The organism is Thiobacillus sp. SCN 63-57 (genome assembly GCF_001725555.1).
GTDB lineage: Bacteria > Pseudomonadota > Gammaproteobacteria > Burkholderiales > Thiobacillaceae > Thiobacillus.
Window position 1 is genome coordinate 1 of record NZ_MEGP01000033.1, and the last position, 22,998, is coordinate 22,998.

The following is a 22,998-nucleotide window of genomic DNA, read 5'->3' on the forward strand; positions in this document are numbered from 1 at the left end:
TGAAGACTCTTGCAAGCCGATACAAAGCTTAAATAGTAATCGCAAACGTCCAGTCATCGCCGCCCTGGTTTTGACTTTCTTCCCCTCTCAGCCCCGCCGGAAATCGAGCCTGCCGGGCGGATCAGCGGCGAAGGTGTTTGAGCCCCGCCCACAAAAAATCAATTGAAAACATCGAAGGCGGGGCGAGTTCTTCGCCGCCCGTTCGGCGGGCTCGATTTTCGGGAATTCGGGGATGTCGGGGTCGCCTTCTTTTGGTTCCTTTTCTTGGCGAGACAAGAAAAGGAACTAGCTGCCGGGCTACCCCCGGCCAACGGTCAACAGTCCTGCGAGGAACTCAGCTATTGCCAACGGCGCTTCGACAGGCTCAGCGCGAACGGTGGTGAGGTAGGCGGCAACACGCCCTACTCCACCGTAATCGGCACAGCCAAATTCCCCTTCCCCTCCGCCGCAAAAAACCGCTCCACCACCTCCAGCTTCCTTGTCCGCGTCATCGCCGGAAGCGCATTCAACAACAACTTCCCATACGGCTTGTCCGCCAGCCGCGTATCGCAAATCATCAACACGCCGCGATCGGTCTCGGTGCGGATCAGCCGCCCGGCCCCCTGCTTCAGGCTGATCGCCGCGTGCGGCAATTGATAATCCATGAAGGGCTTGCCGCCGTTTTTCTCGGCCTGGGCGATACGCGCCGCGACCACCGGATCGTCGGGCGGCTGGAACGGCAGCTTGTCGATGATGACGACGGACAGCACGTCGCCGGGCATGTCGACGCCCTCCCAGAAACTCTGACTGCCCAGCAGCACGGCGTTGCCGGCCTTTTGGAAACGGACTAGCAATTCGTTCTTGGGCGCCTCGCCCTGCACCAGCAGCGGGTAGTCCCACCCGCGAAATTTGAACGCATCGATCAACAGGCTGCGCGCCCGTTCCAGCGCACGCAGGCTGGTGAACAGGATGAACGCGCGGCCGCGGCTGACTTCGAGCACCGGCAACGCGGCCTTGACGACAGCGTCGGTGAACTCGGGCGTGTTGGGCGCGGGAAGATTCTGCGGGACGTAGAGCACGCCCTGGCGCGGGTAATCGAAGGGACTGTCGACGCACAGGGTTTCTGCGTCCTCGATGCCCAGGCGCGTTTTCAGATGGGTGAAGTCGCCGCCCACTGACAGCGTGGCCGACGTCAGGATCCACGCCTGCGCGCGCTCGGTGAGCTTGGCGCCGAACATGGCGCCGACCGACAGCGGCGTCGCGTGCAGCAGCAGCGAACTCATCGTGGTTTCCAGCCAACGCACGCGCGGGTTATCGGGGTCGTCGTCGCGCTGCCAACTGGCGAGCGTGCCCTGCACGGCCTGCGCGCGCTCGAAACAGTTCTTGAGGTCGGCATCGCGTTCGGCTTGGCTCTCCAGCAGCTTCACCATCTCATCGAGCGAAGCGGACAGGGCGTTCAACGCGCCCGGCCATTTGTCGTAGCGCGTCAGTTCCGCGAACGTCGACTTGACCGGGTTCTGCGGAAAAGCCAGGCGCAGGTCGCGCGTGGCCTTGCCCAGGTCCTCGGCGGCGCGCCGCAGCGCCGGGAAATCGCCCGCCTTCACCGCCGCCTGCCGTTTGGTGTCGCCCGCCAGATCAAGCAGTTGCGCGGTGGACAGCGTCTCGCCGAAGAATTGTGCGGCGGTTTCCGCCAGCTGGTGGGCTTCGTCGAGGATCACGGTGTTGCAGGCCGGCAGCAGTTCGGCGACGCCTTCGTCCTTGAGCCACAGGTCGGCGAAGAAGAGATGGTGGTTGACCACCACGACCTCGGCGTCGAGCGCAGCCTTGCGCGCCGCCATCACGAAGCAATCCTTGAAATGGCTGCACTCGCTGCCGAGGCAGTTGTCACGACTGGAAACCGCGTAATGCCAGGCGGTGGCGTCTTCCGGGATGCCTTCGGCCTCGGCGCGATCGCCGCTCGAGCTGGTTTCGGCAAAGCGGGCGATCTTGGCGAGCCAGACGGGATCGTCGCGGTGGGCGAAGCGGCCATCGGCAAGATTGCGTTGCAGATGGTGATGACAGACATAGTTGGCACGGCCTTTCAGCAGTGCCACCTTGACCGGCGATTTCAGCGCACGACGCGCAGCCGGCAGGTCGCGATGAAACAACTGGTCCTGCAAGGCCTTGGTACCGGTGGAGATCACCACCTTGCCGCCCGACAGCAGGGCGGGAATCAGATAGGCCAGCGTTTTCCCCGTACCGGTTCCCGCTTCGGCCAGCAACACGCTGTTATCGGCGACTGCGCGTTCGACTGCCTCGGCCATGGCCAGTTGTTGCGGACGCGCACGCCAGCCCGGCAGGACTGCGGCACACGCGCCATCGGGGGAAAAGAGCTGTTTCAGATCAAACATTTTTGGGCCGGATTTCAAGACGAAGTGTAACATTCACCCTAGGCAGAACCGTTTGCAGTTGCTTCAGTTCCACACGCCGCCTGCCGTTAGAACCTTAGACTTTGCCTATCCAATCCCGCCATGCGCCTATACCTGCTTTGCTTGCTGATGTCGGTATTCTCCGTCGCGGCACACGCGGCCATCGTCCAGCAGGAGATGCGCCCCGGAATCCCCGCCAATGCCGAATATCTGATCGGGCAGCGTAGCAAGCCCGCCGTATTGCTGCTGCATGGTTTCTTGCAAACGCGCGAGTTCCCCACTGTCGCCACGCTGGCCCGCGGCCTGCAGGATGCGGGCTACACGGTCCTGCTGCCCACGCTCAGCCTCAATATCCCCAACCGCATGCAGAGCCTGGCATGCGAAGCGGTACACAAACACAGCATGGAGGACGACGTGGCCGAGATCGGGCGCTGGGTGGGCTGGCTGAAGGCGCACGGCCATCGCTCCATCGTACTGGTCGGTCACAGTTTCGGCAGTTTGCAGTTGCTGGCGTATCTGAGTACCCATCCGGATCCGGCGATCAAGGCCTACATCGGCGCCTCGCTGGTCGAAGCCCAGATCGGCACCGCATCGCGCCAGGCCCTGATTGCCCAGCTGGAAGCCCAGATACAGAACCAACAACGAATCCTGGTCACCCAGCGCCTGTCATTCTGCCGGAAATACACCTCGACGCCAGAAGGCCTGTTGTCGTATGTGCGCTGGGACCAGCCTCGCCTGCTGACCGCGTTGAAGCAGGCACCGACCAGCGTACAACTCATCATGGGCGATGCCGACGGCATGCTCGGTCAAGGCTGGCTCAAGGCTTTGCAGCATATCCAGGTTCCCCTGGTGATCGTGCACGGAGGCAGCCATTTCATGGATGGCGAGCATGAATTCGATCTGCTGGACCACACGCTCAAGTTCCTTGAAGCGCATCAACAAGGATCATCCCGATGAAATGGCCCGATGCCATTTCCATCAAGCAGATCGCGCTCGCTTTCATTACCGGGCTCCTGGTACTGATGAGCCTGATCGGCGGCTTTGCCGCCTACCAGACACGCGAGGTCACCCGAAGCCTGGAACAGCACAACCAGAATGCGGCCGCTTCCGAACTGACCTCGGCCGTTCAGCGCCTGTTGCGCCAGACGGATGACCAGGCAGCCAACCTGGCAGACTGGGACGAAACCCGACAACAACTGGTACTACCCGAGTATTACTCATACTGGCGCGATCAACGGGTCTACGAAAGCGGCATGCTGCCAAGCCACTTTGTCCGGGTGGCACTGTATACCCCGTCGGGGTCGCTGCTGGCCCCGAGCCCGGCAAAAAACAGCCTGCCGGCCAGATTGCCCGCCGACGTCCCGCCTCATCGGCTATCCAGCTGGCTGGCCGATGAGGCGGGCGCCACCGTTTTGTATCATGCCTTCCCGGTTTACATCGACGAACGGCACCAAACCTTGCTCGGCTACGGCATGATCCGGCTCGATTTCATGCCGGCCCTGCTGCAGCAGGAAGCGCTCCACTTCGCGGACAAGGCCAGCATCAAGCTGACGCTGAAACCGGGCGAAAACCTGCCTGCCACCAAGCTGCTTTCAAGGCTGGCGTTCAAAGCCCAGCCCGACCCCGACCGGCTCCGCTTTCAGAGCATCCTGTCACGCACCCTGCTCGCGCTGTTTGTGCTCCTGATGGCCATGTCCCTGCTCGGTTTCGTCGTCTACAACCGCCTGCTGGTACGTCCGCTACGCCGGCTATCGCAGGATATCGATGCCATGCAGCACGGCCGGTTCAGCCCCCATTCCTCGCGTTCGCAGGCCATGCGCATCAGCGAACTGGAGAATGTCCGCCGCTCGCTGTATGACTATCAGCTGCAATTGCGCGAACTGCACGGCTCGCTGGAACACCAGAATCGCGAATTCCATTCGCAGGCACGCCAGGATGCGCTCACCGGCTGCCACAACCGGCGCGCCTATGAAGAAGACTGGGAGAAATTCCGTATCGAGCTGAAAAATGCGCCACAAGGCGTGGCCTTCCTGCTGTTCGATTGCGACCGCTTCAAGACCATCAACGACACTTACGGCCATGCCAAGGGCGACCGCGTGCTGTCCATCATCGCCGATGCACTGGTGATGGCGCTGCGCGCCAACGACCGCCTGTACCGCCTCGGCGGCGACGAGTTCGCCACCTTCCTGTCGCGCACTACCCCGGCCCAGGCCAAGCAGATCGCGCAGCGCTGCCAAAGCCTGCTCGACGCGTCGGTCTTCAGCGATCTGGGAATCAATGAACCAGTCGGGATCAGCATCGGCATCGCCTTCTGCGCGGCTGATCAGCTCGAGCATATCAACGACCTGCCCAAGCAGGCGGACATCGCCATGTACACCGCGAAACAGCCCGGCCGTACCCGCATCGCCCTGTATGGCGAAGATACCGAGCGCGCCTCGCAGACGCTGGTGGCCAGCCGCGAAACCAGCGCCCTGTTCCAGGCCCTGGCCAGCCCCGGCATGATCGAAATGCATTACCAGTCCATTCACGCGCTGCCCGGGCGCAAGGTGGATTATTACGAGGCGCTGGCGCGCATCCGTTACCACAACGACCTCATCATGCCGGACGCATTCCTGCCGGTTGTCAGCAGCCGCCGTCTGGAGGCCGGATTCGATCTGGCGGTGCTGAACCAGGTCGATGCGGACCTGTCGTCACAGCAGCTGCCGCCCGGCATCGGGATATCGATCAACCTGTCCGCTCAAAGCATTTCGCACCCCGAGATCGTGTCGCAACTGTTGGAGTTGTCGCGTCACAATGCCCGTCACCCACTGATGCTGGAAATCACGGAAACCTCGCTCATCACGCAAATGGCGGAGGTGCGCACCTATCTCGACCTGTTGCGTACCGTGAATTACCGCATCGCCATGGACGATTTCGGCACCGGCTATTCGCCGTTGCGTTATCTGGTCGATCTGCCGGTGGACGTGGTCAAGTTCGACATCTCGCTGGTGAACAAGCTGGGACAGGACAACCGTGCAAGCCAGGTGGTAGCCGACTTCGCCCGCATGATGAGCGATGCGGGCTACTCGCTGGTAGCCGAGGGTGTGGAAACCGACACCATCCTGCGCAAGGTCGAAAGCCTGGGCATCGCGCACGTGCAGGGTTACTTGCTGAGCCGTCCCATGCCGCTGGCGAAGGTGGCCGCCAGCTTCGACGACCAGAACGCAGACGTCAATTGCACCGCCTGATTCCGGGCATCAGTGCTTGCCCGAGCGCCAGATGGAAAAGATGATCCATAGGCTGTTGAAAAACGCGATCAGGAATCCCAGCAGGCCGAACAGCGGCAGGCCGAATAGCTGGGGGCCGCCCTTCACCGTCATGATGATGCTCGAGCCGACGACCAGCGAGGCCGTCAGGATGCCCATGGTCAACCGGTTGCTGGCACGGTCCAGCTGATGGCCGAACTGATCCAGTCGCTTCAGGTCGAGATCGACCTTGACCCGCCCCCGCCGCATATCGCGCAACAGATGCCGTAGGTCGCGCGGCACGTCGGCCAGCACCTCCAGCGTCTCGCGCACGCTCTTGCGCCCGCGCGCAAGCAAGGCCTGCGGCGTGTAACGCTGCTGGATGACGCGTTCCACGAAGGGCGTCACATGGTCGATCATGTGGAATTCCGGATCGAGTTGCTGACCCAGCCCCTCCAGCGTGATCAGCGTCTTGAACAACAGGGTCAGATCGGCCGGCAGGACCAGGTTGTTGTCGCGCATGACCGCCGTGATGTCGTTCAGCAATCCGCCGATTTTCACGTCCTTGAGCTGCAGATCGTCGTAGCTCTGCAGCAGTTCCGCCACGTCGTAGGCCAGGCGGTCTTCATCGCTGACCGACTCGCCGCTCCAGTCGAGCAGCACCTGCAGCAAGGCCTGCTCGTCCTTGCGCGTCAAGGCATGCAGCAGATCGACGATCTGGTTGCGGCGGGGATTGGTCAGCATCCCCACCATGCCGAAGTCGATCATGCCGATGCGGTTGTCTGGCAGGAAAAGAACATTCCCGGGGTGCGGGTCTGCATGGAAATAGCCATGTTCCAGCACCATGCGCAGCACAGCATCGGCCCCGCGTGCCGCCAGCAGTTTGGGATCGAGCCCCTGCGCGCGCAGCTTGTCGGGCGCGACGCCGGCCATCCCGATGATTTCTTCCTGCACATTGACGCGATCATTGGTGAATTCCCAGTACACCCGGGGAATTTTCACCAGCGGCTCGTCGGCGAAATGACGCGCGAACTGGTCGATGTTGCGCGCTTCCTTCGCCAGATCGAGTTCGCGATTCAAGGAACGGCGGAACTGCGACACGATTTGCGCCGGGTCATAGCGGCGCGAATCCGGCACTTCGCTTTCCAGCAGCTTGGCGGCGTGCTCCATGATGCGCAGATCGGCCTGGATCACGCCTTCGATGCCGGGCCGGCGAATCTTGACGACGACTCGCGTGCCGTCCTTGAGCGTGGCGCGATAGACCTGCGCAATGGAGGCCGCCGCCAGCGGCACCGTATCGAATTCCGCGAACACCTCGGCGGGATCGCCCTTGATAGCTGCCACCAGATCGCGATGCAACCGCTCGTAAGGCACTGCCGGCACCTGGCTGTGCAGCTTCTCGAATTCGGCGATCCAGTGCGGCGGGAACATGTCGACCCGCGTCGCCAGCACCTGGCCCAGCTTGACGAAGGTCGGGCCGAGTTCTTCCAGCGCGCGGCGCACGCGCACCGGCGCGTCGAGCTGGCTGATTTCGCTGGCACTGTGCCAGTGCAAAACCCGGCCGGCGCGCTCCAGCGCGCCACTGATGCCCAGGACGCGCACCAGGTCGCCCCCGCCATAGCGGATCATCACCGAGGCGATTTCATGCAATCGCGGCAGGTCGCGCACGACCGAAATGGTTTCCCAGAGCATCGTTGTTTCTTAGAATCAGTTAATGCCGAGAGTGTACCCGCAAGCGGCAACGACCCGCTGTCGCCGCAAGCCGCATGGCGGTAAAAGCCCGCGCCCGTCGCGGAGAGGTCAGGAACGCAGGCGCTCGCTCTGCCGCTTGAGAGAATCGGACAGGGCCTCCAGGATGCCGCTCGCCACCAGCGACAGGCGTTCGGTCGCCGTACTGGCCGACTCGCTCAGCCCGGCCCGACCTGCCGCGCCGCTGGCCTTCACGCCGTTCGCCAGTTGCTGGAGCGCTTCGCGCACCTGTTCGCCGGTGCGGGTACCGCTGATTATCAGGTGATCGCTCAGGTAGCCGAGTTCTTCCTTCAGCTTACCGCCCGATTGGCTGGCGGTCTGCTTCAGAGCCTCGACAATCTGGCCCTCCAGGTCGCGGAGTTGTTCGAGACTCGCCTTCAGTTCATTGTCCTTGAAGGATTGGCCTTGGGTGGCCGCTTCGCGCAAGGTATAGGACGCCGCCTGTGCCGCACTGCCGACGGCCTCGTCCAGACCGGCGATCGCCTGTTTGAGCCCATCCTTCATTTCGCCGCCGCGTGAAGTCAGGCCGCTACCCACGCCGGACGAGATGGCAACGACCAGTTCGCGTATGTCATTCAGCGCCATGCGCCGTTCGTGCAGCACGCGCGCAGTCAATTCGCGTACGCGCTCGTGCAGGTCGGGCGCGGACGCCGCCGCCGCGGCCTCGTCGTGCAATTGCACAAGCTGCGTATTTTCAGGGATACTCGTTTCGCCTGTGGCAGGCGTGTTCACGTCATTCATGATGCAGTCCTCAGGGTCAAGATTCGCCGCATTTGGCCGTAGTTTCGTTTCAACTATAGAGCAGATTGCTATTCGATGAAGTCCGTCCTGCTGTCAGCCATGCTGGTCGTTCTGCTCACGCAGCCTGCGCATGCCGCGCCGTCCGACGACATATCCATCTATGCGGTCAGCCTGGTGGGAAGCCCGTATCGCCTGGGCGGCACGTCGCCCGAGACCGGACTCGATTGCAGCGGCTTCGTCGACCATGTCTTCCACCAGATGACCGGCGTCAAGCTGCCCCACGACAGCCTGGCGATCAGCGAATCCACCCAAGCGCTCGACCGGGCCGATCTCCAGCCCGGCGATCTGGTTTTCTTCAACACCCTCGACCACGCGTTCTCTCACGTCGGCATCTATCTGGGCGATGGCCGCTTCGTGCATGCCACGAGCAGCCGGACCGGTTCGGTCATGGTGTCCAGGCTCAGCGATCCTTACTGGCGCGAGCGGTTCGACGGCGCTCGCCGCGTCGCCGTGCCTGCGGACCCGTCCGTGGCGGTTGCGTCGTTCGAGTAGGGCCCGCCCGAAGTTCTTCCCCATTCGCCCCTGCCGGATATCCGGGTAAGCGCCGCAAGGCTCCAACCCATGCAATTTAGAATTGATAAGCGTTCTCATTTTTAGTACGATGCGGGCATTCTTTAACTCAGCAGGAAAGCCCGCAACATGCCATTCCCCAGACTGATCACCGCGCTGCTCCTGGCCGCTGTAGCCCTGCCCGCGGCAGCCGAGAACGTCGTGGTGTATTCCGCGCGCAATGAACAACTCATCAAACCCCTGTTCGACGCCTATACCCGCGACACCGGCGTACAGATCAAATTCATCACGGACAAGGAAGGTCCGCTGATGGCACGGCTGAAAGCCGAAGGCAGGAACACCCCCGCCGACGTGCTGCTGACGGTCGATGCCGGCAATCTGTGGCAGGCCGCGGAAGAAGGCCTGCTGCGCCGGATCCAGTCGGAGACCCTGCAGGCCAACGTGCCGGCCCATTTGCGCGATCCCAACAACGAATGGTTCGGTCTGTCGGTACGCGCGCGCACCCTGGTCTACAACACCAACATGGTCAAGCCCGCCGATCTGTCGACCTACGAAGACCTGGCCAATCCGAAATGGAAAGGCCGCCTTTGCCTGCGCACGTCGAAGAAGGTTTATAACCAGAGCTTGGTCGCCATGATGATCACCGAATACGGCGAAGGCAAAACCGAGGACATGGTGCGCGGCTGGATCGCCAACCTCGCCACGTCGCCCTTCCCCGACGACACCAAGGCGATGGAAGCCGTGGCGGCCGGCCAATGCGATGTCACGCTGGTCAACACCTATTATTTCGGCCGCCTGATGGCGAAGCAGCCGAACCTGCCGCTGGCGATTTTCTGGCCCAACCAGAACCTGAAGAACAAGGCTGCCGGCGTGCACGTCAACATCTCCGGGGCGGGTGTCACGCGCTACGCCCGGAATCCAGCCGGTGCGCAGAAATTGATCGAATGGCTGTCGTCCGACAAGGCGCAGAATCTGTTCGCCGACGTCAATCTGGAATACCCGGTCAACCCGAACGTGACGCCTGACAAGACCGTGGCCGCCTGGGGCAACTTCAGACAGAACCTCATCAACGTGAAGGAGGCTGGCAGCCTGCAGGCCAAGGCCGTAAAATTGATGGATCGCGCCGGTTACAAGTAAGAAGTGCCCCATCTTGTCTGACAAGCTTGCAATGCCCTCAAGAACGCCCGCTGCGGGCGTTTTTGTTTGGTCGCCTCCCAGCGGCTGGATGCTGTTCGCCCTTGCGATCACCGCGCTGGTGCTGGTGCCGGTCGTGGTCACCTTCTCGTCGTTTGCACAGGTAGACGGCGACATCCTTGCCCACCTGACCGAATTCGTCCTGCCCGAACTGGTCGGCAATACGTTGTGGCTGCTACTCGGCGTGGGGATCGGCGTCAGCGTGCTGGGCGTGTCGTTGGCCTGGCTCACGGCGATGTGCGACTTTCCCGGCCGCCGCCTGTTCGACTGGGCACTGCTGCTGCCGCTGGCCTTGCCCGCCTACGTCACCGCCTTTGTCGCGATCGGTCTGCTGGATTTCACTGGTCCGCTGCAGACCTGGCTGCGCGAAAGCCGGGGTATCACCGGCTTGCCCGAGATCCGTTCGCGTGGTGGGGTCATCCTGGTGATGTCGCTGGCGCTCTACCCCTATGTCTATCTGATTGCGAAGAACGCCTTTGCCACGCAAGGCGCGATCGCGCTGGAAGCCGCACAATCGCTTGGCTTGTCGCGCTGGCAAGGATTCTTCCGGGTGGCGCTGCCAATGGCGCGACCGTGGATCGCCGCCGGCTTGATGCTGGCGCTGATGGAGACCCTGGCCGACTTCGGCACCATGGCGATCTTCAACTACGACACCTTCACCACCGCCATCTACAAGGCCTGGTATAGCCTGTTCTCCCTGCCGGCAGCGGCGCAGCTGGCCTCGATCCTGATTCTGTTCGTGCTGGTCGCGGTGGTGTTCGAGCAGCGTTCACGCACCCGGATGCGCTATGGTGCCGTGGGCCGCAGCGCCGCGCAGCGCCGCATCCGGCTGTCGCCGGCCCTGGCCGGGTTGGCGTTCCTGTATGCCGGGACGGTGCTGGCCGTCGCCTTCCTCATTCCGGTCATGCAGCTAGCCCTGTGGGCACGCACGGTTCTCACCGATGATCTCGATTCGCGCTACTGGGACTTCGCCTGGCATTCGGTGCTGCTGGCCGGCATCGGCGCACTGATGGTGGCAGCCGTCGCACTGCTGCTCGCCTACGCTGGGCGTCAACGTCCCGGTGCCGCAATGACATGGACGCAACGCCTCGCCACGCTCGGCTATGCCTTCCCCGGCGCCGTACTGGCAGTGGGGCTGTTCATCCCGGTGGCGGCGCTGGACAACTGGCTGATCGATCGCGGCCGCAGCTGGTTCGGCTTCGGCGGCACCGAGGTCCTCAAAGGCACACTGCTGATCATGTTGCTGGCCTATCTGGTGCGTTTTCTTGCAGTCGGCTTCGGCCCCATCGACAGCGGGCTGCACCGCATCACCCGCAGCATCGACGAAGCCGCGCGCAACCTCGGCAGCTCAACCACCGCATTGCTCACCCGGGTGCACTTCCCCATCCTGCGTGCCAGCCTGCTGACAGCCGCGACGCTGACCTTCGTCGACATCATGAAGGAAATGCCCATTACCCTGATGACCCGCCCATTCGGCTGGGACACACTGGCAGTGCGCGTGTTCGAGATGACCTCGGAAGGCGAATGGGAGCGCGCCGCGTTGCCTTCGCTCGCCATCGTCGTTGCCGGTATCATTCCCATCATTCTCCTGACCTGGCGCGGTACGCGCCCGCTTGACTGACCCCCTATGGCTGAACTGATCCTCGACTCGGTGTCGCAGTCGTACGCCGCACGCCAGATCATCGCCAACCTCTCCTTCACCCTGCCCGAAGGGGCGATCGGCTGTCTGCTCGGCCCGTCGGGCTGCGGCAAGACCACCGCACTGCGCTGCATCTCCGGCTTCGAGCCGATCCAGGCGGGCGAGATCCGCATCGGCGGCGAAGTTGTCAGCCGCCCCGGCTGGATGCTGCCCGCCGAAAAACGCCGCGTCGGCATGGTGTTCCAGGACTACGCGCTGTTCCCGCACCTGAACGTGGCGGACAACGTCGGCTTCGGCCTGCGCGGCCAACCCTCGACTGCGCGTCTGGCGCGAGTCGACGAATTGCTGGCGCTGGTCGGCCTGGCCGGCCACGCCGGGCAGTTCCCGCACCAGCTTTCCGGCGGCCAGCAGCAGCGCGTGGCCCTTGCCCGCGCGCTGGCGCCGCGCCCGCGCCTGATCCTGATGGACGAGCCTTTTTCCAATCTCGACGTCGAACTGCGCGAACGCCTGTCGCTCGAAGTGCGCGACATCCTCAAGCGCGAGGCGACCACCGCGCTCATCGTCACCCACGACCAGTACGAGGCCTTCGCGCTCGCCGACTGGGTCGGTGTCATGCATGAAGGCCGCATCCAACAGTGGGACACACCCTACAACCTGTATCACGAACCGGCGAACCGCTTTGTCGCCGATTTTGTCGGCCAGGGCACGCTGCTCACCGGCGAAGTCGTCAACGACCATCAGGTCGAAATCGAGCTCGGCGTGCTCGACGGCCACATCCCGGTCGAATGCGACGCCAGCGGCTGCGACGAATGCGTGCGCAACTGCCATGTCGACGTGCTGCTGCGTCCCGACGACATCGTCCACGACGACGACAGCCTGCTGCTGGCGGAAGTCGAGAACAAGGCCTTCCGCGGCGCCGAATTCCTCTACACGCTGAAGCTGCCGAGCGGCCAGCGCGCACTGTCGCTGGTACCGTCGCACCATAATCACGCCATCGGCGAGAAGATCGGCATCAAGCTCGCCGTCGATCATGTCGTGGCATTCCGCCGCGAATAATTCCATGCTGCCTGCCCCTCTCCGCGGTTTGCTGTTCAATGTCGGGCTGGGTTTCACTGCCGCCCTGTTGCTGATGCTGGCCGTGATCGGCCTGGGCGTCACCCAGATGGCCTATCTCAACGCCGAGCTCTCGAAAGTCGTATCCGTCAACAACGTCAAGACGCGTCTGGCTTCGCACATGCGGGACACGCTGCGCGACCGCGCGATGCTGATGCACAACATCGTGGTCTCCATCGATCCCTGGGAAAAGGACACGCTCTTCCTGCAGTTCCAGGAGTATGGCGAACGCTATTCCAAGGACCGCAGCCAACTGGTGACGATGCTCAGCACGCCCGAGGAAATGAAGCTGATGGCCGACCTGGATGCCATCACGCTGGCCAATCAACCAGTCATGTTCAACGTGGTCGAAGCGGCGCTCGACGACAACAATTACAACGCGTTGACCCTGCTGCAGAAAGAGGCCATTCCCCTGCAGAACCGCCTGGTCGAGGCGCTCGACAACATGACCAACCTGCAGCGCAAGGAAAACGAGACCGCACTGGGCAAAACCTTCACCGCCTACCAGGCCACGCGCAACCTGATGCTGGTGCTGGGCATCTTCGCGACCTTGCTGGCCTCGCTGGTGGCCGTACTGGTAGGCCGCCGCATGCTGACCCAGACACGCCAACTGGAAGTGGAAAGGCAGAAGTACCAGACCCTGTTCGAAACCAACTCGGACGCCGTCGTCATCCTCGACAACACCGGCTTCACCGACTGCAATCCGGCCACGCTGTCACTGTTCGGCATGGATACGGTCAAAGAATTCCTTCACACGCCGATACAGAAACTCGGCACGCCCATCCAGGCCAATGGCGGAATGGCCATCGACAACGCCATGCGGGCCATCAACCTGGCGCGCCACCTGGGGCATTCAGCCATAGACTGGCAGGGTGTGCGCAAGGACGGCTCGGTGTTCTCGGCCGAGATCGCCCTCCATGCCATGACGCTGGAAGGCAAGCCGGTGATCCAGGCAATCATGCGCGACGTCTCCAGATGGCGCGCGCCAAATCGGAGTTCGTCGCCAACGTCAGCCACGAAATCCGCACCCCGATGCACGGCATCCTGGGGATGAGCGGCCTCTTGCTGAAGACCCCGCTCGACGGCCGCCAGCGCGAATATGCCTCCACCCTGAGAAGCTCGGCCGAAAGCCTGCTTACGATCATCAACGACATTCTCGACTTCTCCAAGATCGAGGCGGGCAAGCTCTCCATCGAACAGGTCGCCTTCTCGCCGGTTGCATTGGTACAGGGCGTGACGGCCCTGTTCCAGGCGCGCGCGCTGGAGAAAAATCTGCAACTCACCCTGTCGCTGCCCGAGCACGCGCCCCCCGCGCTGCTGGGCGATCCCACGCGCATCCGCCAGATCCTGCTGAATCTGGTCGACAACGCCATCAAATTCACCCATCAGGGCGAAGTCGAACTGCACGCGCGCTTCGCAACGACCGAGGACGGTATCGGATGCCAGTTCAGCGTGCGTGACAGCGGCATCGGCATGAATGAAGAAACCCAGACACGTCTGTTCCAGGCTTTTTCGCAGGCAGATTCATCAACCACCCGACGCTATGGCGGAACCGGCCTGGGCCTTGCGGTCAGTAGCCAGCTGGCCGGCCTGATGGGTGGGCGGCTCACAGTCGAGAGCCAACCGGGCAAGGGAAGCTGCTTCACCCTCCATCTCATGCTTCCCGCGACCACTCTGCCACTGGTCGAGCTTCCGACGCAGGCCGTCATCCAGCTGCACGGCCGCGTCCTCATGGTGGAAGATCATCCCGTCAACCAGAAGGTCCTGTCGCACCAGCTGCGCGAAATGGGCCTGCAGTTTGCCGTGGCCGCCAGCGGTACCCAGGCGCTGGACCTGTTGTCGTCCGAAGCATTCGATCTGGTGCTGATGGACTGGCAAATGCCGGAGATGGACGGCCTCGAAGCCACCCAGCGGATTCGCCGGCTGGAAACCGATGCCCGCCACATTCCGATCATCGCATTGACCGCCAATGCCAATGCAGGTTTCCGCGAAGCCTGCCTGGCAGCGGGCGCGAACGATTATCTCAGTAAACCCTACACCGAAGCCGCATTGTCTGCGCTGCTGATGCAATGGCTGCCGCAGGCTGCGCCAGCTGCAGGCACCGCCCCACTGCTCGACCTGTCCGCTCTGCATGCGCGCTACCCCGACAATCCGCAACTGGTGCGCGATCTGGAAACGCTCTTCGTCTCCACCACGGAAGCCAGCCTGAGCACGCTGAAACGCGGAATCGAGCAAGGCCAGACCGAGCTCTGCCGCAAGGAAGCACACGCCCTCAAGGGCGCAGCCGCCAGCGTGATGGCCACCGTCATCCGGGAAGGCGCCGCACGCATCGAAACCCGCGTGCAAAGCGGCGATTTCGCCGCCGCGGCAACGGAACTGGCGGCGCTGGAAGCACACTTCCGTACCCATGGCGGCGGCGCAGATTGACGCACGCCCTGCGGCGCGTAGGATAAAAACCTAGCCGTCCAGGAGACACGTCATGATGCGCTCGCTTCCCCTCCTACTCGCCTGCCTTTGCAGCCTGTCTGCAATCGCCGCCGAACCCCCTGCGGCCACGCCCCCACCGACCGTAGCGCCAGCCGCACCCGCTGCGCCCGAACAAAGCTGGATCGACGTCACGTCGACCCCCTACGGCCCGATGCTGATGCAGCAGGCACCGCCGCCACCCTACCGCGATTACCAGATGAACCGCATCCTGACGCCAGAGGAAAAGGCACGCTGGCTGCAGACGGCCATGCCCATGATGTCCCATCTGATGCAGATGGACGCGCGCGAGGCGATGAACTATTTCGCCCTCAAGTACAAGGCCAAGCCTGGCGTGTCGTTCGATCAGGTGGTCGAATCGATGATGCTGCGCGCCAATCAGCTGAACCTCAAGTTCGTCGGCAAGAACCTGATATGGAAGGAATTCAGGGCCATGCTGCACGACGACAAGGCGCCACGCGTCGAAGTATTCAGCTTCTGCGACATCGCCGTCGGCCGCGACCTGCTCAAGGTCATCCCGGAAGTCGTCGTGTTCCTACCCTGTCGCATCGCGGTGATGGAGGATACCGACAAGAACATCTGGGTACTGACATTGGACTGGGACGTGACCTGGCTCGACCAGGCCGGCAAGCAGGCGGGCATCACGCCGGAATTGCGCAAGGGCGCGATGGACATCCGCGAGAAACTGGATAGCGTGATGCGTGCCGGCGCCGACGGCGCGCTATAAACGCCGGGCGCTGCCAGCAAAAAAATCTGAATGCCCGCTATCGCAGCCGGATGGCACCATACGGGATTCGTTTCCGGCCCCTAACCGCATGCCTACGCTTTTCTCCCCGTTCATCTCGCTCCCCGTGCTGGAGCGGAATTTCGCCGACGGACTCGCCGCCATGCTGGAAAACCATCGCGGCCTGGGCGTCTACATCCTCGTCCTTGCCAACGCCGCCTACGATCCGAAGCTGTGGACACGGCTCGCGCCTGCACTGTCGGCACGTCATGCGGAACTCGCAGCGGCCCTCACCGACACCCTTCGCGACGGCAGGAAATTGGCCGATCCGGAGGATGATGTGCTGGTTTTCCTCAAGCTCCTCGCCATCGGCTTCGACCACCTGAAAACGATGGAAAGCCGCAGCGCCGGACCGTGGCACCTGTTCTTCAACCCCATCCGCGCCTTGCGCCCGCCCCGCATCAGCGGAACGAAATTCGACAGCCTGCTGCGCCCCTTCGACCCCGCGGGCTTTCATTTCAACAAATCCTTTCTCGCCAGGGAAATCCTGTGGGAAGGCAAACTCGCCGCCAAGCCGGCACGCCTGCTGTACAACAAATTCCCCTTCGCCCGGCTGCATGGCCTGCTGGTGCCCGATCCCCAGCGCGAACTGCCGCAGTTCCTCACCCCCGAACTGCACGGCTGGGCCTGGCATCTCTGCGCCCATGCCGGCGCGCACGGCCTTTCCCTCGCCTATAACAGTACCGGCGCCGGCGCCTCGGTCAACCATCTGCACTTCCAAAGCTTCGTGCAGCCGAATCCCTTGCCGGTGAAGTATCCGTGTTTTGCCCACAACGGCGGCAGCGAACCCTATCCACTTCCGTGCCAGCGTTTCACCGAGCCCGCCGACGCCTGGCTCGAGATCGATCGCCTGCATGCGCGCAACATCCCCTACAACCTGATCTACAGCAAGAACTGCTTGCATCTCATCGCCCGCGTGCCGCAGGACAGCGACAAACTGTGTGCGGATAGCCGCGGTTACGGCTGGAGCGAAATGGCCGGTGCGGTCACGCTGTTCAGTCGTGAAACGTTTGAAAACTTGAGCGCGACGGAATTCGAGGCGGAATTGGCGGGCTTTGCGCCCTGACGGGGGGCGATGTGGCCCCGTATCCCCTGGCCCAAACGGACCATAACCCACACATCACCGTGTCAAGACCTCATCGCTAAGCTCGCTAGGCTTACCTGAGGAGAAACGGCCGTGTGCAAATGGATTCATGCCCTGACGCTGATGCTCGCACTGAGCGCAGCTTTCCCTTCGGCTGCCTCGACCATCAGTATTTCAGGTGCGAATGACCCGTTTACACCCCCTCCAGCAGTGGTCACACCCATTACGGGCGCAGACGGCCCGCTTGCACCTGCCGCTGACTACACCCTGCCCTACCGTGCCGATGGCATCTTCGATTTCTCCGCAATCGACCTCGGTGCCGGCATCACGCTCCGCTTCGATTCGCAGATGCATAATGTAAAGCTGCTCTCGCTGGGAGACATCCTGATTGCCGGCGTGATCGATGCAACCGGTATCGACCTTGCACTGGAAACACCAGGGCAAGTTCTTATCACGGGCTCGATCTCGGCGAACACCCTTTCGCTTATGGCGAATACTCTGTCCATGTCCGGCGCTATCACTATCACAGCCCCGCCCGACATAGTGCTGCCGGGAAGCGGCCTCACCCCCCATGGGCCTAGCATCATAAGCCTCGCCGTGTCAGAACCCGCAACGCCCTGGTTGGTCGTAACGCTGCTTCCGATATTGATACTGCTCGGACGTAAACGCACCTCGCACGGGTGCTAGCCAACGGTCATTCCAGTACGATCGCCTGCCCCTGCAGCAAAGCCTCCACGCCCCAGCCGGGTGCTGCCTCGCGTAGTTCATTCATGATCGCCGACTCATTGCCCGGCTTCAGATGCGTGATCCACACCTCTGGCCGCGCGCTGAGCCCATTCAACTCCGCCGCCAGCGAATCCGGCCAGTGATGCTTCGACGCCTTGGCGATCTCGACCAGTTCGTTTTCGAACGAGGTTTCGATGATGAGGTGGCGCAGGTCGGGAATGGCGTTGAGCGCGGCGACGAAGGGAGCGCTGTGGGTGGTGTCGCCGCTGAACACCAGGCTGCCGGATGCCGTGGCCACATGCAGGCCGCATGCCGGCACCACATGGTTGACCGGCAACGGGCGGAATGTGCGCCCCCTCAGGGTGAACGCCTCGCCCAGGCCGAGCGGCGCGAAGCGTAGCCAGGGCGCCTCCTCGCTCGGAATCTTGCGGAAATCCGGCCACAGCTGCCAATTGAAGAGATGGGTGGACAGTACCTCCAGCACCTCGGGTAGCGCATGCACCGTCACCGGCGTACCGCGCAGATCGCCGACGCTGTCGAGCAGCAGCGGCAGCCCCAACACGTGATCGAGATGCGCATGGGTGAGGAACACGTGGTCGATCTTCACCAGTTGCTCGAAGTCGAGCGTGGTGAGCCCGCTGCCGGCATCGATCAGCACATCGTCGTCGACCATGAGGCACGTGGTATGACGCCCACTGCCGATGCCGCCGCTGCAACCCAATACGGTAAGTTTCATGGTCACTTTGTCGTGTAGACGAACACGCCGTCCCAGTCGGCGGGCGGCGGCGTTTCGCGGAAATGCGCGATGCGTTCGAGATAGATATCGTACAGCGTACGCGGCGTGCGGGCATTGAGCGCGCGTAGTGCCGATTCGGCCGCCTCCCAATCCTGTGACTGATAACGCGCAAAAGCAAGCTCGAAATCGGCTGCGCCCTGACGTACCGACTCGTCGAGGCCGGCCTTGCCACCCAACGGTTCGTATATCGCCACCGGGGTTTCCTTGCCCTTGACGCGCACGTCGTCGACTTTCATGAAGACGTGCTCCGGATCGGCCTCGACCGTCGTCTGCGTGACCAGGATGCCGACGCCATACTGCTTGGTGATGCCCTCGAGACGCGAGCCGAGGTTGACCGCATCGCCCATCACCGTGTAGGACATGCGGAATTCCGAGCCCATGTTGCCGACGCTCATGCGACCGGTGTTGACGCCGACACCGATCTTCACTTCGGGCCAGCCACGCGCGGCGAATTCCTGATTCAGTTGCGACAACGCAGCCTGCATGTCGAGCGCAGTCTGTACGGCACGGCTGGCATGATCGCCCAAGTCCACCGGTGCGTTCCAGAACGCCATGATGGCGTCACCGATGTATTTGTCGATGGTGCCCCGATGCTGCTGGACGATGCGCGTCATGGTCGACAGATAGGCATTCAGCACTTCGGCCAGTTCGACCGGCGGCAGTTTCTCGGAGAAGTTGGTGAAGCCGCGGATATCGGAGAACAGCACCGTCATCTCGCGCGACTGTCCTTCCATCGTGTAGTGGGCCGGATCCTGGCTCATCTCGTCGGCGAGTTCGGGCGGCACGTACTGGCCGAAGAGTTTGGTGATCTGGCGCTTGCTGCGCGTCGCCGCAAAAAATCCGTAGGCGGTGTTGAGCGCATACAGACCCAATACCGTCAGCATCGGCGCCGCCATCGGCACCACCCAGAAACGCGACCAGGCGGCCGCATAGGCTGCCAGCAGCAATCCCAGCAGCGCCAGGCTCGCCATCAGACCGACCACCGGGCCGAAGCGCAGCAATACACCCGTCAGCAACGCGCCCAGCAACAACACGGCGAGCAGACGCGCGTCGTCGGCCCACGCGGGCATGCTGCGGGTGGTGCCGTCGAGCATCCCGGCAATCAGGTGAGCGTGAATCTCGACGCCCGGGAAGGTATTGGAGAATGGCGTCACGCGCAGATCGGTCAACCCTGGCGCAGTCGATCCCACCAGCACGATGCGGTTTTCCAGTTGTGCCGGCACCACCTTGCCCGCCAGTACCTGTGCCGCCGAAATGTAGGAGAACGGCGAACCGGCGCGATACGGCACATAAACGGTGCCGTCGGCACTCAAGGGGATGCGAATGCCGCCCACTTCGAGCCACGGCGTACGGTATGACCTGCCGAGCAGACTGCTTTGCTCGACGCCGGCAGTCACAGGATCGCCGCCGAACGCCACCCGCAGGGTGGACGCCGACAGCGCCAGGTAATAGCCGGCGTCGAACGGGGTGACCAGGTTCATCTGGCGCGCCGTGCCATCGGTGTCGGCCCGCATGTTGAAGAATCCGGCAGCCGGTGCCGCTTGCTGGAATGCCGCCAGATTCGCGCCATAACCTGTAGGCGACGGCATACCCGGGTGCAGCGGATCGAACGCCGTGCCCGGCAGGGACGATGACGGCAACGTGCCGGTGCGGGCGTCACCGTAGCCCGCCGGGATGAAGTAATAGCCCAGTGAAACCGGACGTTCGGCGAGCGCCTGGGCAAAACGGGCATCGTAATCGAGCCGGGGCGCGAGGTGCTCGAGCGCGTTCTGAAAATCGCGACTGCCCGCCAGGTCATGCTGCGCCAGCTGTTTGAGGGTATCGAGTCCCGAACTATGGTCCGGTTCGGCGAACACGACGTCGAAGCCCACTGCCGCCACGCCGTAGCGGTCGAACAGTTGCGCGACCAGCCGGGTCATGGTGTCGCGACTCCACGGCCAGCGCCCCACGCTTTTCAGGCTGGCTTCGTCGATGTCGAGGATGGCCACGCGGTCGTCCTGGCCCAGCGGCGCGGTGCGCTTCAGCCAGACGTCATACAGCCAGGCCTCGGCACGCTGCATGGGCGTGATATGGATCAGCCCGGCAACATGGGCCGCGATCAGCAGGACAAACAGCGCAGACAGGCCTGCCTGCGCCAGCCGGGACGAAACGCGCTTCACCGAAGATGGTAGAAGCGGCCGGGCAGGTCCTTGCCATGCACGGCATCGAGGCGGCTGCCGACGGCCTCGCCCAGTTCAGCCAGGCGATCGGCCGGATGCGGGTGGGTCTTGTACAGCAGGCTGGTCCGGCTGTCCTTGGCCGGCAACCCGGCCAGATCCTGCAATACCTCGGGCAGACCCCAGGGGTCGTAGCCGGCGCGCGCCGCAAACACGATGCCGACACGATCGGCCTCGAATTCGGCATTCTTGTCGAGCCCGCGCGCCATGATTTCTGCGCCGTTGCCGATCAGGTTCTGCACCACCTGGTCGCTGTCCTTCACCTTGTTGCTGGCCGCCTGGCCCAGTGCACCGATCAGGCTGGATTGCTTGAGCACCTTGAGGTGATGTTTCAGGGTGACGTGCGCGATTTCATGCGCCAGCACCCCGGCCAGCTCGGCTTCGTTGTTCAGACGCTGGTAGAGGCCCTTGGTCACGAAGATGTAGCCGCCGGGTGCAGCGAATGCGTTGATGTCCTCGGTATCGAGCACACCGAAATGCCAGGTGACATCCTTGCGGCCGCTCTGCAGCGCCACCCAGTTTCCGACCAGGTTGACGTAGCGCTGGAGCTTATCGTCGCGCACCAGCGGCACGGCGCCGAGAAGGTTGCCCGCGATCTGCTTGCCGATGCGCGTTTCTTCTTCTGGCGAGTAATCGCCGAACAGTGCAAACCCCAGTTGCTGGGCATCGATTCTTTGTTTGGCCGGCGGCGAAGACGCAGTGGTATTTTGCGAGGCATCAGGTGCGGGTGACGTCTGTGCCGGTTGCGTTTTCTTGTCCTTGTTCAGCTCCTGGTTGATGCGCTCTTCCAGCAGCTTGCCGAAATCCAATGCCGATGCCACCCCGCTGAACGACACCAGGGCAATGGCCAGAACCATCCATTTGAATTTCATCAGTTGGTCTCCCATGGCGAGGATGGCTTGGCGGACTGGGGCACAGGCAAGGCCGCTACATTGGCCGTCGTCAACCCGGACTCGGCTGCAAAACTGCGGGCCTGTGCAGGGGTGGCCTGCCAGGTGTTCAGTCGGGCCAGTTCTTCGCCATTGAACTTGGCCTGTTTCAGATCTTCGTCATTCAGGCCGCGTAGGCCCGCCACAGCCACCACACGGCTGGGATCGGATCGTGTCGTGGCCGCGCCCACCACGTCGCCCAGCCCGGCGCCACCCAGGCCGCCTGCCCCGGCCCGTACCGACAGCAGCCGGATCCAGCCGGTCGACTTGCCCGAGGTCACGCGCAACCAGCCGCCCTGCTTGGAAAGTATGTTGATGCTGGCACCTTTGGGCACGCTCGCCGCCACTTTGGACGATGCGCTCGGCTGGCTATAGAGCTTGTCGTTGCGCAACACCGTGCCGGGCGCGGCGAGCGCCGATGCGGCCGCCACGCACAACACCAGCGCGCTTGCCGGAATCAGGAATGTCTTCATCGTGTGTCTTCTCCGTGTGACTACGAAACTGTAGGGCCTGCCATCCGATGGTGCAAGCGCCGGCAATGGCGTTAAGATGCCGCGATGAATTTTCTTGCGGCTTCCATCGAATCACTCGGCGCCAAGGTCGTCGGCTGGTTCACCGTCGGGTATGGTATGTTCGCGTTTCTGGCCCGGGCCGGCCTGCTGCTGCTGGAACCGTCCACCTGGAACCGTGCCACCTTCGACGTCGTGGTGAAGCAGGTTTACTTCACCGCGGTGCAGATCCTGCATGTATTCCTCGGCTACGCGCTGGTGATTTCATGGCTCATCATCACCATCATCCTGTCCACCGCACGCGATTTCGGCCTCACCGAATTCGCCAGCGAGATGACCATCCGCGTCCTGGTTCTGGAACTGCTGCCCTTCCTGACGGCGCTGTTCGTCGCCTTGCGCTCGGGCAGTGCCATCAACACCGAAGTCGCGCTGATGCAGGTCAACAATGAATTGGATGCGCTGGCGCATTGCAAGGTTCCGCCGATGCAGTTCGAGTTCCTGCCGCGGCTGATCGGCGGGGTCGTATCGGTCGTCACCCTGGCCGGCCTGGCCGGCCTGCTCGCCCTCCTGATGGGCTACCTCGCCATTTATGGCATGAACGTGGCCGGCTTCGAGCCGTATACCCGGACCATCGCAAAAATCTTCGACTTCAGGATCATGGCGGGTCTGATCGCCAAATGCGCCCTGTTCGGACTGGCAGTCACGCTGATCCCGGTCACTGCCGGGCTGGAGACGCCGAAAAAACTCTTCATGGTGCCGGTTTCCGTGCTGCGCGGCATGATGCGGGTGTTCTTCGCCATCGTGGCGATCGAGGTGGTGTCATTAGCGCTCAAATACATCTGATCCCGTTCGA

The 22,998-nt window shown here is 62.8% G+C and carries 19 protein-coding genes; 12 read left to right on the top strand and 7 right to left on the bottom strand.

Annotated elements, in window-relative coordinates; all coding sequences use genetic code 11:
• Positions 1 to 401: 401 nt before the first annotated feature.
• The gene (locus tag ABT23_RS12555; protein ID WP_296635857.1) at positions 402 to 2,369 is read right to left on the bottom strand and encodes an ATP-dependent DNA helicase; all 1,968 of its coding nucleotides are present in this window, start codon (positions 2,367 to 2,369) and stop codon (positions 402 to 404) included.
• 147 nt (positions 2,370 to 2,516) lie between these two features.
• Between ABT23_RS12555 and ABT23_RS12560 the strand changes: the two genes are divergently transcribed.
• The gene (locus ABT23_RS12560) at positions 2,517 to 3,344 is read left to right on the top strand and encodes an alpha/beta fold hydrolase (RefSeq protein ID WP_296635860.1); all 828 of its coding nucleotides are present in this window, start codon (positions 2,517 to 2,519) and stop codon (positions 3,342 to 3,344) included.
• Positions 3,341 to 5,614 carry an EAL domain-containing protein gene (locus ABT23_RS12565; RefSeq protein ID WP_296635862.1) on the top strand — a complete coding sequence of 758 codons (2,274 nt, stop codon included), beginning with the start codon at positions 3,341 to 3,343 and terminating at the stop codon, positions 5,612 to 5,614. Before ABT23_RS12560 ends, ABT23_RS12565 begins: the two co-directional genes overlap by 4 nt.
• A 9-nt stretch (positions 5,615 to 5,623) precedes the next feature.
• On the opposite strand, the gene ABT23_RS12570 is transcribed toward ABT23_RS12565, so the two are convergent.
• A complete protein-coding gene (locus tag ABT23_RS12570; protein ID WP_296635865.1) occupies positions 5,624 to 7,303 on the bottom strand; it encodes an AarF/UbiB family protein in 1,680 nt (559 codons plus the stop codon).
• 108 nt (positions 7,304 to 7,411) lie between these two features.
• Positions 7,412 to 8,101, bottom strand: a complete 690-nt coding sequence (locus ABT23_RS12575; protein ID WP_296635867.1) for a DUF6781 family protein — start codon at positions 8,099 to 8,101, stop codon at positions 7,412 to 7,414.
• A 75-nt stretch (positions 8,102 to 8,176) separates the two neighbouring features.
• Between ABT23_RS12575 and ABT23_RS12580 the strand changes: the two genes are divergently transcribed.
• The 9 genes from ABT23_RS12580 to ABT23_RS12620 all read left to right on the top strand — a co-directional run bounded on the left by ABT23_RS12580 (position 8,177) and on the right by ABT23_RS12620 (position 17,656).
• Entirely contained in the window at positions 8,177 to 8,653 is a 477-nt protein-coding gene (locus ABT23_RS12580; RefSeq protein ID WP_296635869.1) for a C40 family peptidase, read from the top strand.
• A 147-nt stretch (positions 8,654 to 8,800) separates the two neighbouring features.
• Positions 8,801 to 9,808, top strand: a complete 1,008-nt coding sequence (locus ABT23_RS12585) for an extracellular solute-binding protein (RefSeq protein ID WP_296635871.1) — start codon at positions 8,801 to 8,803, stop codon at positions 9,806 to 9,808.
• Between the two features lie 88 nt (positions 9,809 to 9,896).
• Positions 9,897 to 11,486, top strand: a complete 1,590-nt coding sequence (locus ABT23_RS12590) for an iron ABC transporter permease (RefSeq protein WP_296635873.1) — start codon at positions 9,897 to 9,899, stop codon at positions 11,484 to 11,486.
• A 6-nt stretch (positions 11,487 to 11,492) separates the two neighbouring features.
• Positions 11,493 to 12,560 (top strand): ABC transporter ATP-binding protein, encoded by a 1,068-nt coding sequence (locus ABT23_RS12595; protein ID WP_296635876.1) that lies wholly within the window; start codon positions 11,493 to 11,495, stop codon positions 12,558 to 12,560.
• A gap of 4 nt (positions 12,561 to 12,564) precedes the next feature.
• A complete protein-coding gene (locus tag ABT23_RS12600) occupies positions 12,565 to 13,671 on the top strand; it encodes an MCP four helix bundle domain-containing protein (RefSeq protein WP_296635880.1) in 1,107 nt (368 codons plus the stop codon).
• Complete coding sequence (locus ABT23_RS12605; RefSeq protein WP_296635883.1) at positions 13,593 to 15,044, top strand: ATP-binding protein; 1,452 nt, start codon at positions 13,593 to 13,595, stop codon at positions 15,042 to 15,044. The genes ABT23_RS12600 and ABT23_RS12605 overlap by 79 nt, the downstream gene beginning before the upstream one ends.
• Before the next feature lie 52 nt (positions 15,045 to 15,096).
• On the top strand, positions 15,097 to 15,828 hold the full coding sequence (locus ABT23_RS12610; protein WP_296635886.1) for a DUF302 domain-containing protein: 732 nt from the start codon (positions 15,097 to 15,099) through the stop codon (positions 15,826 to 15,828).
• Positions 15,829 to 15,916: 88 nt separating this feature from the next.
• A complete protein-coding gene (locus ABT23_RS12615; protein WP_296635888.1) occupies positions 15,917 to 16,951 on the top strand; it encodes a hypothetical protein in 1,035 nt (344 codons plus the stop codon).
• A 111-nt stretch (positions 16,952 to 17,062) separates the two neighbouring features.
• Positions 17,063 to 17,656 (top strand): hypothetical protein, encoded by a 594-nt coding sequence (locus ABT23_RS12620; RefSeq protein ID WP_296635890.1) that lies wholly within the window; start codon positions 17,063 to 17,065, stop codon positions 17,654 to 17,656.
• A 7-nt stretch (positions 17,657 to 17,663) separates the two neighbouring features.
• On the opposite strand, the gene ABT23_RS12625 is transcribed toward ABT23_RS12620, so the two are convergent.
• Genes ABT23_RS12625 through ABT23_RS12640 form a run of 4 tightly spaced genes read right to left on the bottom strand, consistent with a single transcriptional unit; the run spans position 17,664 to position 22,109 of the window.
• On the bottom strand, positions 17,664 to 18,431 hold the full coding sequence (locus tag ABT23_RS12625) for a 3',5'-cyclic-nucleotide phosphodiesterase (protein WP_296635893.1): 768 nt from the start codon (positions 18,429 to 18,431) through the stop codon (positions 17,664 to 17,666).
• A 2-nt stretch (positions 18,432 to 18,433) separates the two neighbouring features.
• Entirely contained in the window at positions 18,434 to 20,650 is a 2,217-nt protein-coding gene (locus ABT23_RS12630) for an adenylate/guanylate cyclase domain-containing protein (RefSeq protein ID WP_296635897.1), read from the bottom strand.
• Positions 20,647 to 21,579 (bottom strand): M48 family metalloprotease, encoded by a 933-nt coding sequence (locus tag ABT23_RS12635; RefSeq protein WP_296635899.1) that lies wholly within the window; start codon positions 21,577 to 21,579, stop codon positions 20,647 to 20,649. Before ABT23_RS12635 ends, ABT23_RS12630 begins: the two co-directional genes overlap by 4 nt.
• Positions 21,579 to 22,109: an SH3 domain-containing protein gene (locus tag ABT23_RS12640; protein WP_296635900.1), complete on the bottom strand. Its 531-nt coding sequence runs from the start codon at positions 22,107 to 22,109 to the stop codon at positions 21,579 to 21,581. The genes ABT23_RS12635 and ABT23_RS12640 overlap by 1 nt, the downstream gene beginning before the upstream one ends.
• Positions 22,110 to 22,193: 84 nt before the next feature.
• On the opposite strand from ABT23_RS12640, the gene ABT23_RS12645 reads away from it, so the two are divergent.
• Entirely contained in the window at positions 22,194 to 22,988 is a 795-nt protein-coding gene (locus ABT23_RS12645; protein WP_296635901.1) for an ABC transporter permease, read from the top strand.
• Positions 22,989 to 22,998: the final 10 nt, after the last annotated feature.

What these genes read in the sequence shown, in the direction of transcription:
- ABT23_RS12555 (WP_296635857.1), bottom strand. Translation starts at nt 2,369, where the DNA reads ATGTTTGATCTGAAACAGCTCTTTTCCCCCGATGGCGCGTGTGCCGCA.
- ABT23_RS12560 (WP_296635860.1), top strand. Translation starts at nt 2,517, where the DNA reads ATGTCGGTATTCTCCGTCGCGGCACACGCGGCCATCGTCCAGCAGGAG.
- ABT23_RS12565 (WP_296635862.1), top strand. Translation starts at nt 3,341, where the DNA reads ATGAAATGGCCCGATGCCATTTCCATCAAGCAGATCGCGCTCGCTTTC.
- ABT23_RS12570 (WP_296635865.1), bottom strand. Translation starts at nt 7,303, where the DNA reads ATGCTCTGGGAAACCATTTCGGTCGTGCGCGACCTGCCGCGATTGCAT.
- ABT23_RS12575 (WP_296635867.1), bottom strand. Translation starts at nt 8,101, where the DNA reads ATGAATGACGTGAACACGCCTGCCACAGGCGAAACGAGTATCCCTGAA.
- ABT23_RS12580 (WP_296635869.1), top strand. Translation starts at nt 8,177, where the DNA reads ATGAAGTCCGTCCTGCTGTCAGCCATGCTGGTCGTTCTGCTCACGCAG.
- ABT23_RS12585 (WP_296635871.1), top strand. Translation starts at nt 8,801, where the DNA reads ATGCCATTCCCCAGACTGATCACCGCGCTGCTCCTGGCCGCTGTAGCC.
- ABT23_RS12590 (WP_296635873.1), top strand. Translation starts at nt 9,897, where the DNA reads ATGCTGTTCGCCCTTGCGATCACCGCGCTGGTGCTGGTGCCGGTCGTG.
- ABT23_RS12595 (WP_296635876.1), top strand. Translation starts at nt 11,493, where the DNA reads ATGGCTGAACTGATCCTCGACTCGGTGTCGCAGTCGTACGCCGCACGC.
- ABT23_RS12600 (WP_296635880.1), top strand. Translation starts at nt 12,565, where the DNA reads ATGCTGCCTGCCCCTCTCCGCGGTTTGCTGTTCAATGTCGGGCTGGGT.
- ABT23_RS12605 (WP_296635883.1), top strand. Translation starts at nt 13,593, where the DNA reads ATGGCGCGCGCCAAATCGGAGTTCGTCGCCAACGTCAGCCACGAAATC.
- ABT23_RS12610 (WP_296635886.1), top strand. Translation starts at nt 15,097, where the DNA reads ATGATGCGCTCGCTTCCCCTCCTACTCGCCTGCCTTTGCAGCCTGTCT.
- ABT23_RS12615 (WP_296635888.1), top strand. Translation starts at nt 15,917, where the DNA reads ATGCCTACGCTTTTCTCCCCGTTCATCTCGCTCCCCGTGCTGGAGCGG.
- ABT23_RS12625 (WP_296635893.1), bottom strand. Translation starts at nt 18,431, where the DNA reads ATGAAACTTACCGTATTGGGTTGCAGCGGCGGCATCGGCAGTGGGCGT.
- ABT23_RS12635 (WP_296635899.1), bottom strand. Translation starts at nt 21,579, where the DNA reads ATGAAATTCAAATGGATGGTTCTGGCCATTGCCCTGGTGTCGTTCAGC.
- ABT23_RS12640 (WP_296635900.1), bottom strand. Translation starts at nt 22,109, where the DNA reads ATGAAGACATTCCTGATTCCGGCAAGCGCGCTGGTGTTGTGCGTGGCG.
- ABT23_RS12645 (WP_296635901.1), top strand. Translation starts at nt 22,194, where the DNA reads ATGAATTTTCTTGCGGCTTCCATCGAATCACTCGGCGCCAAGGTCGTC.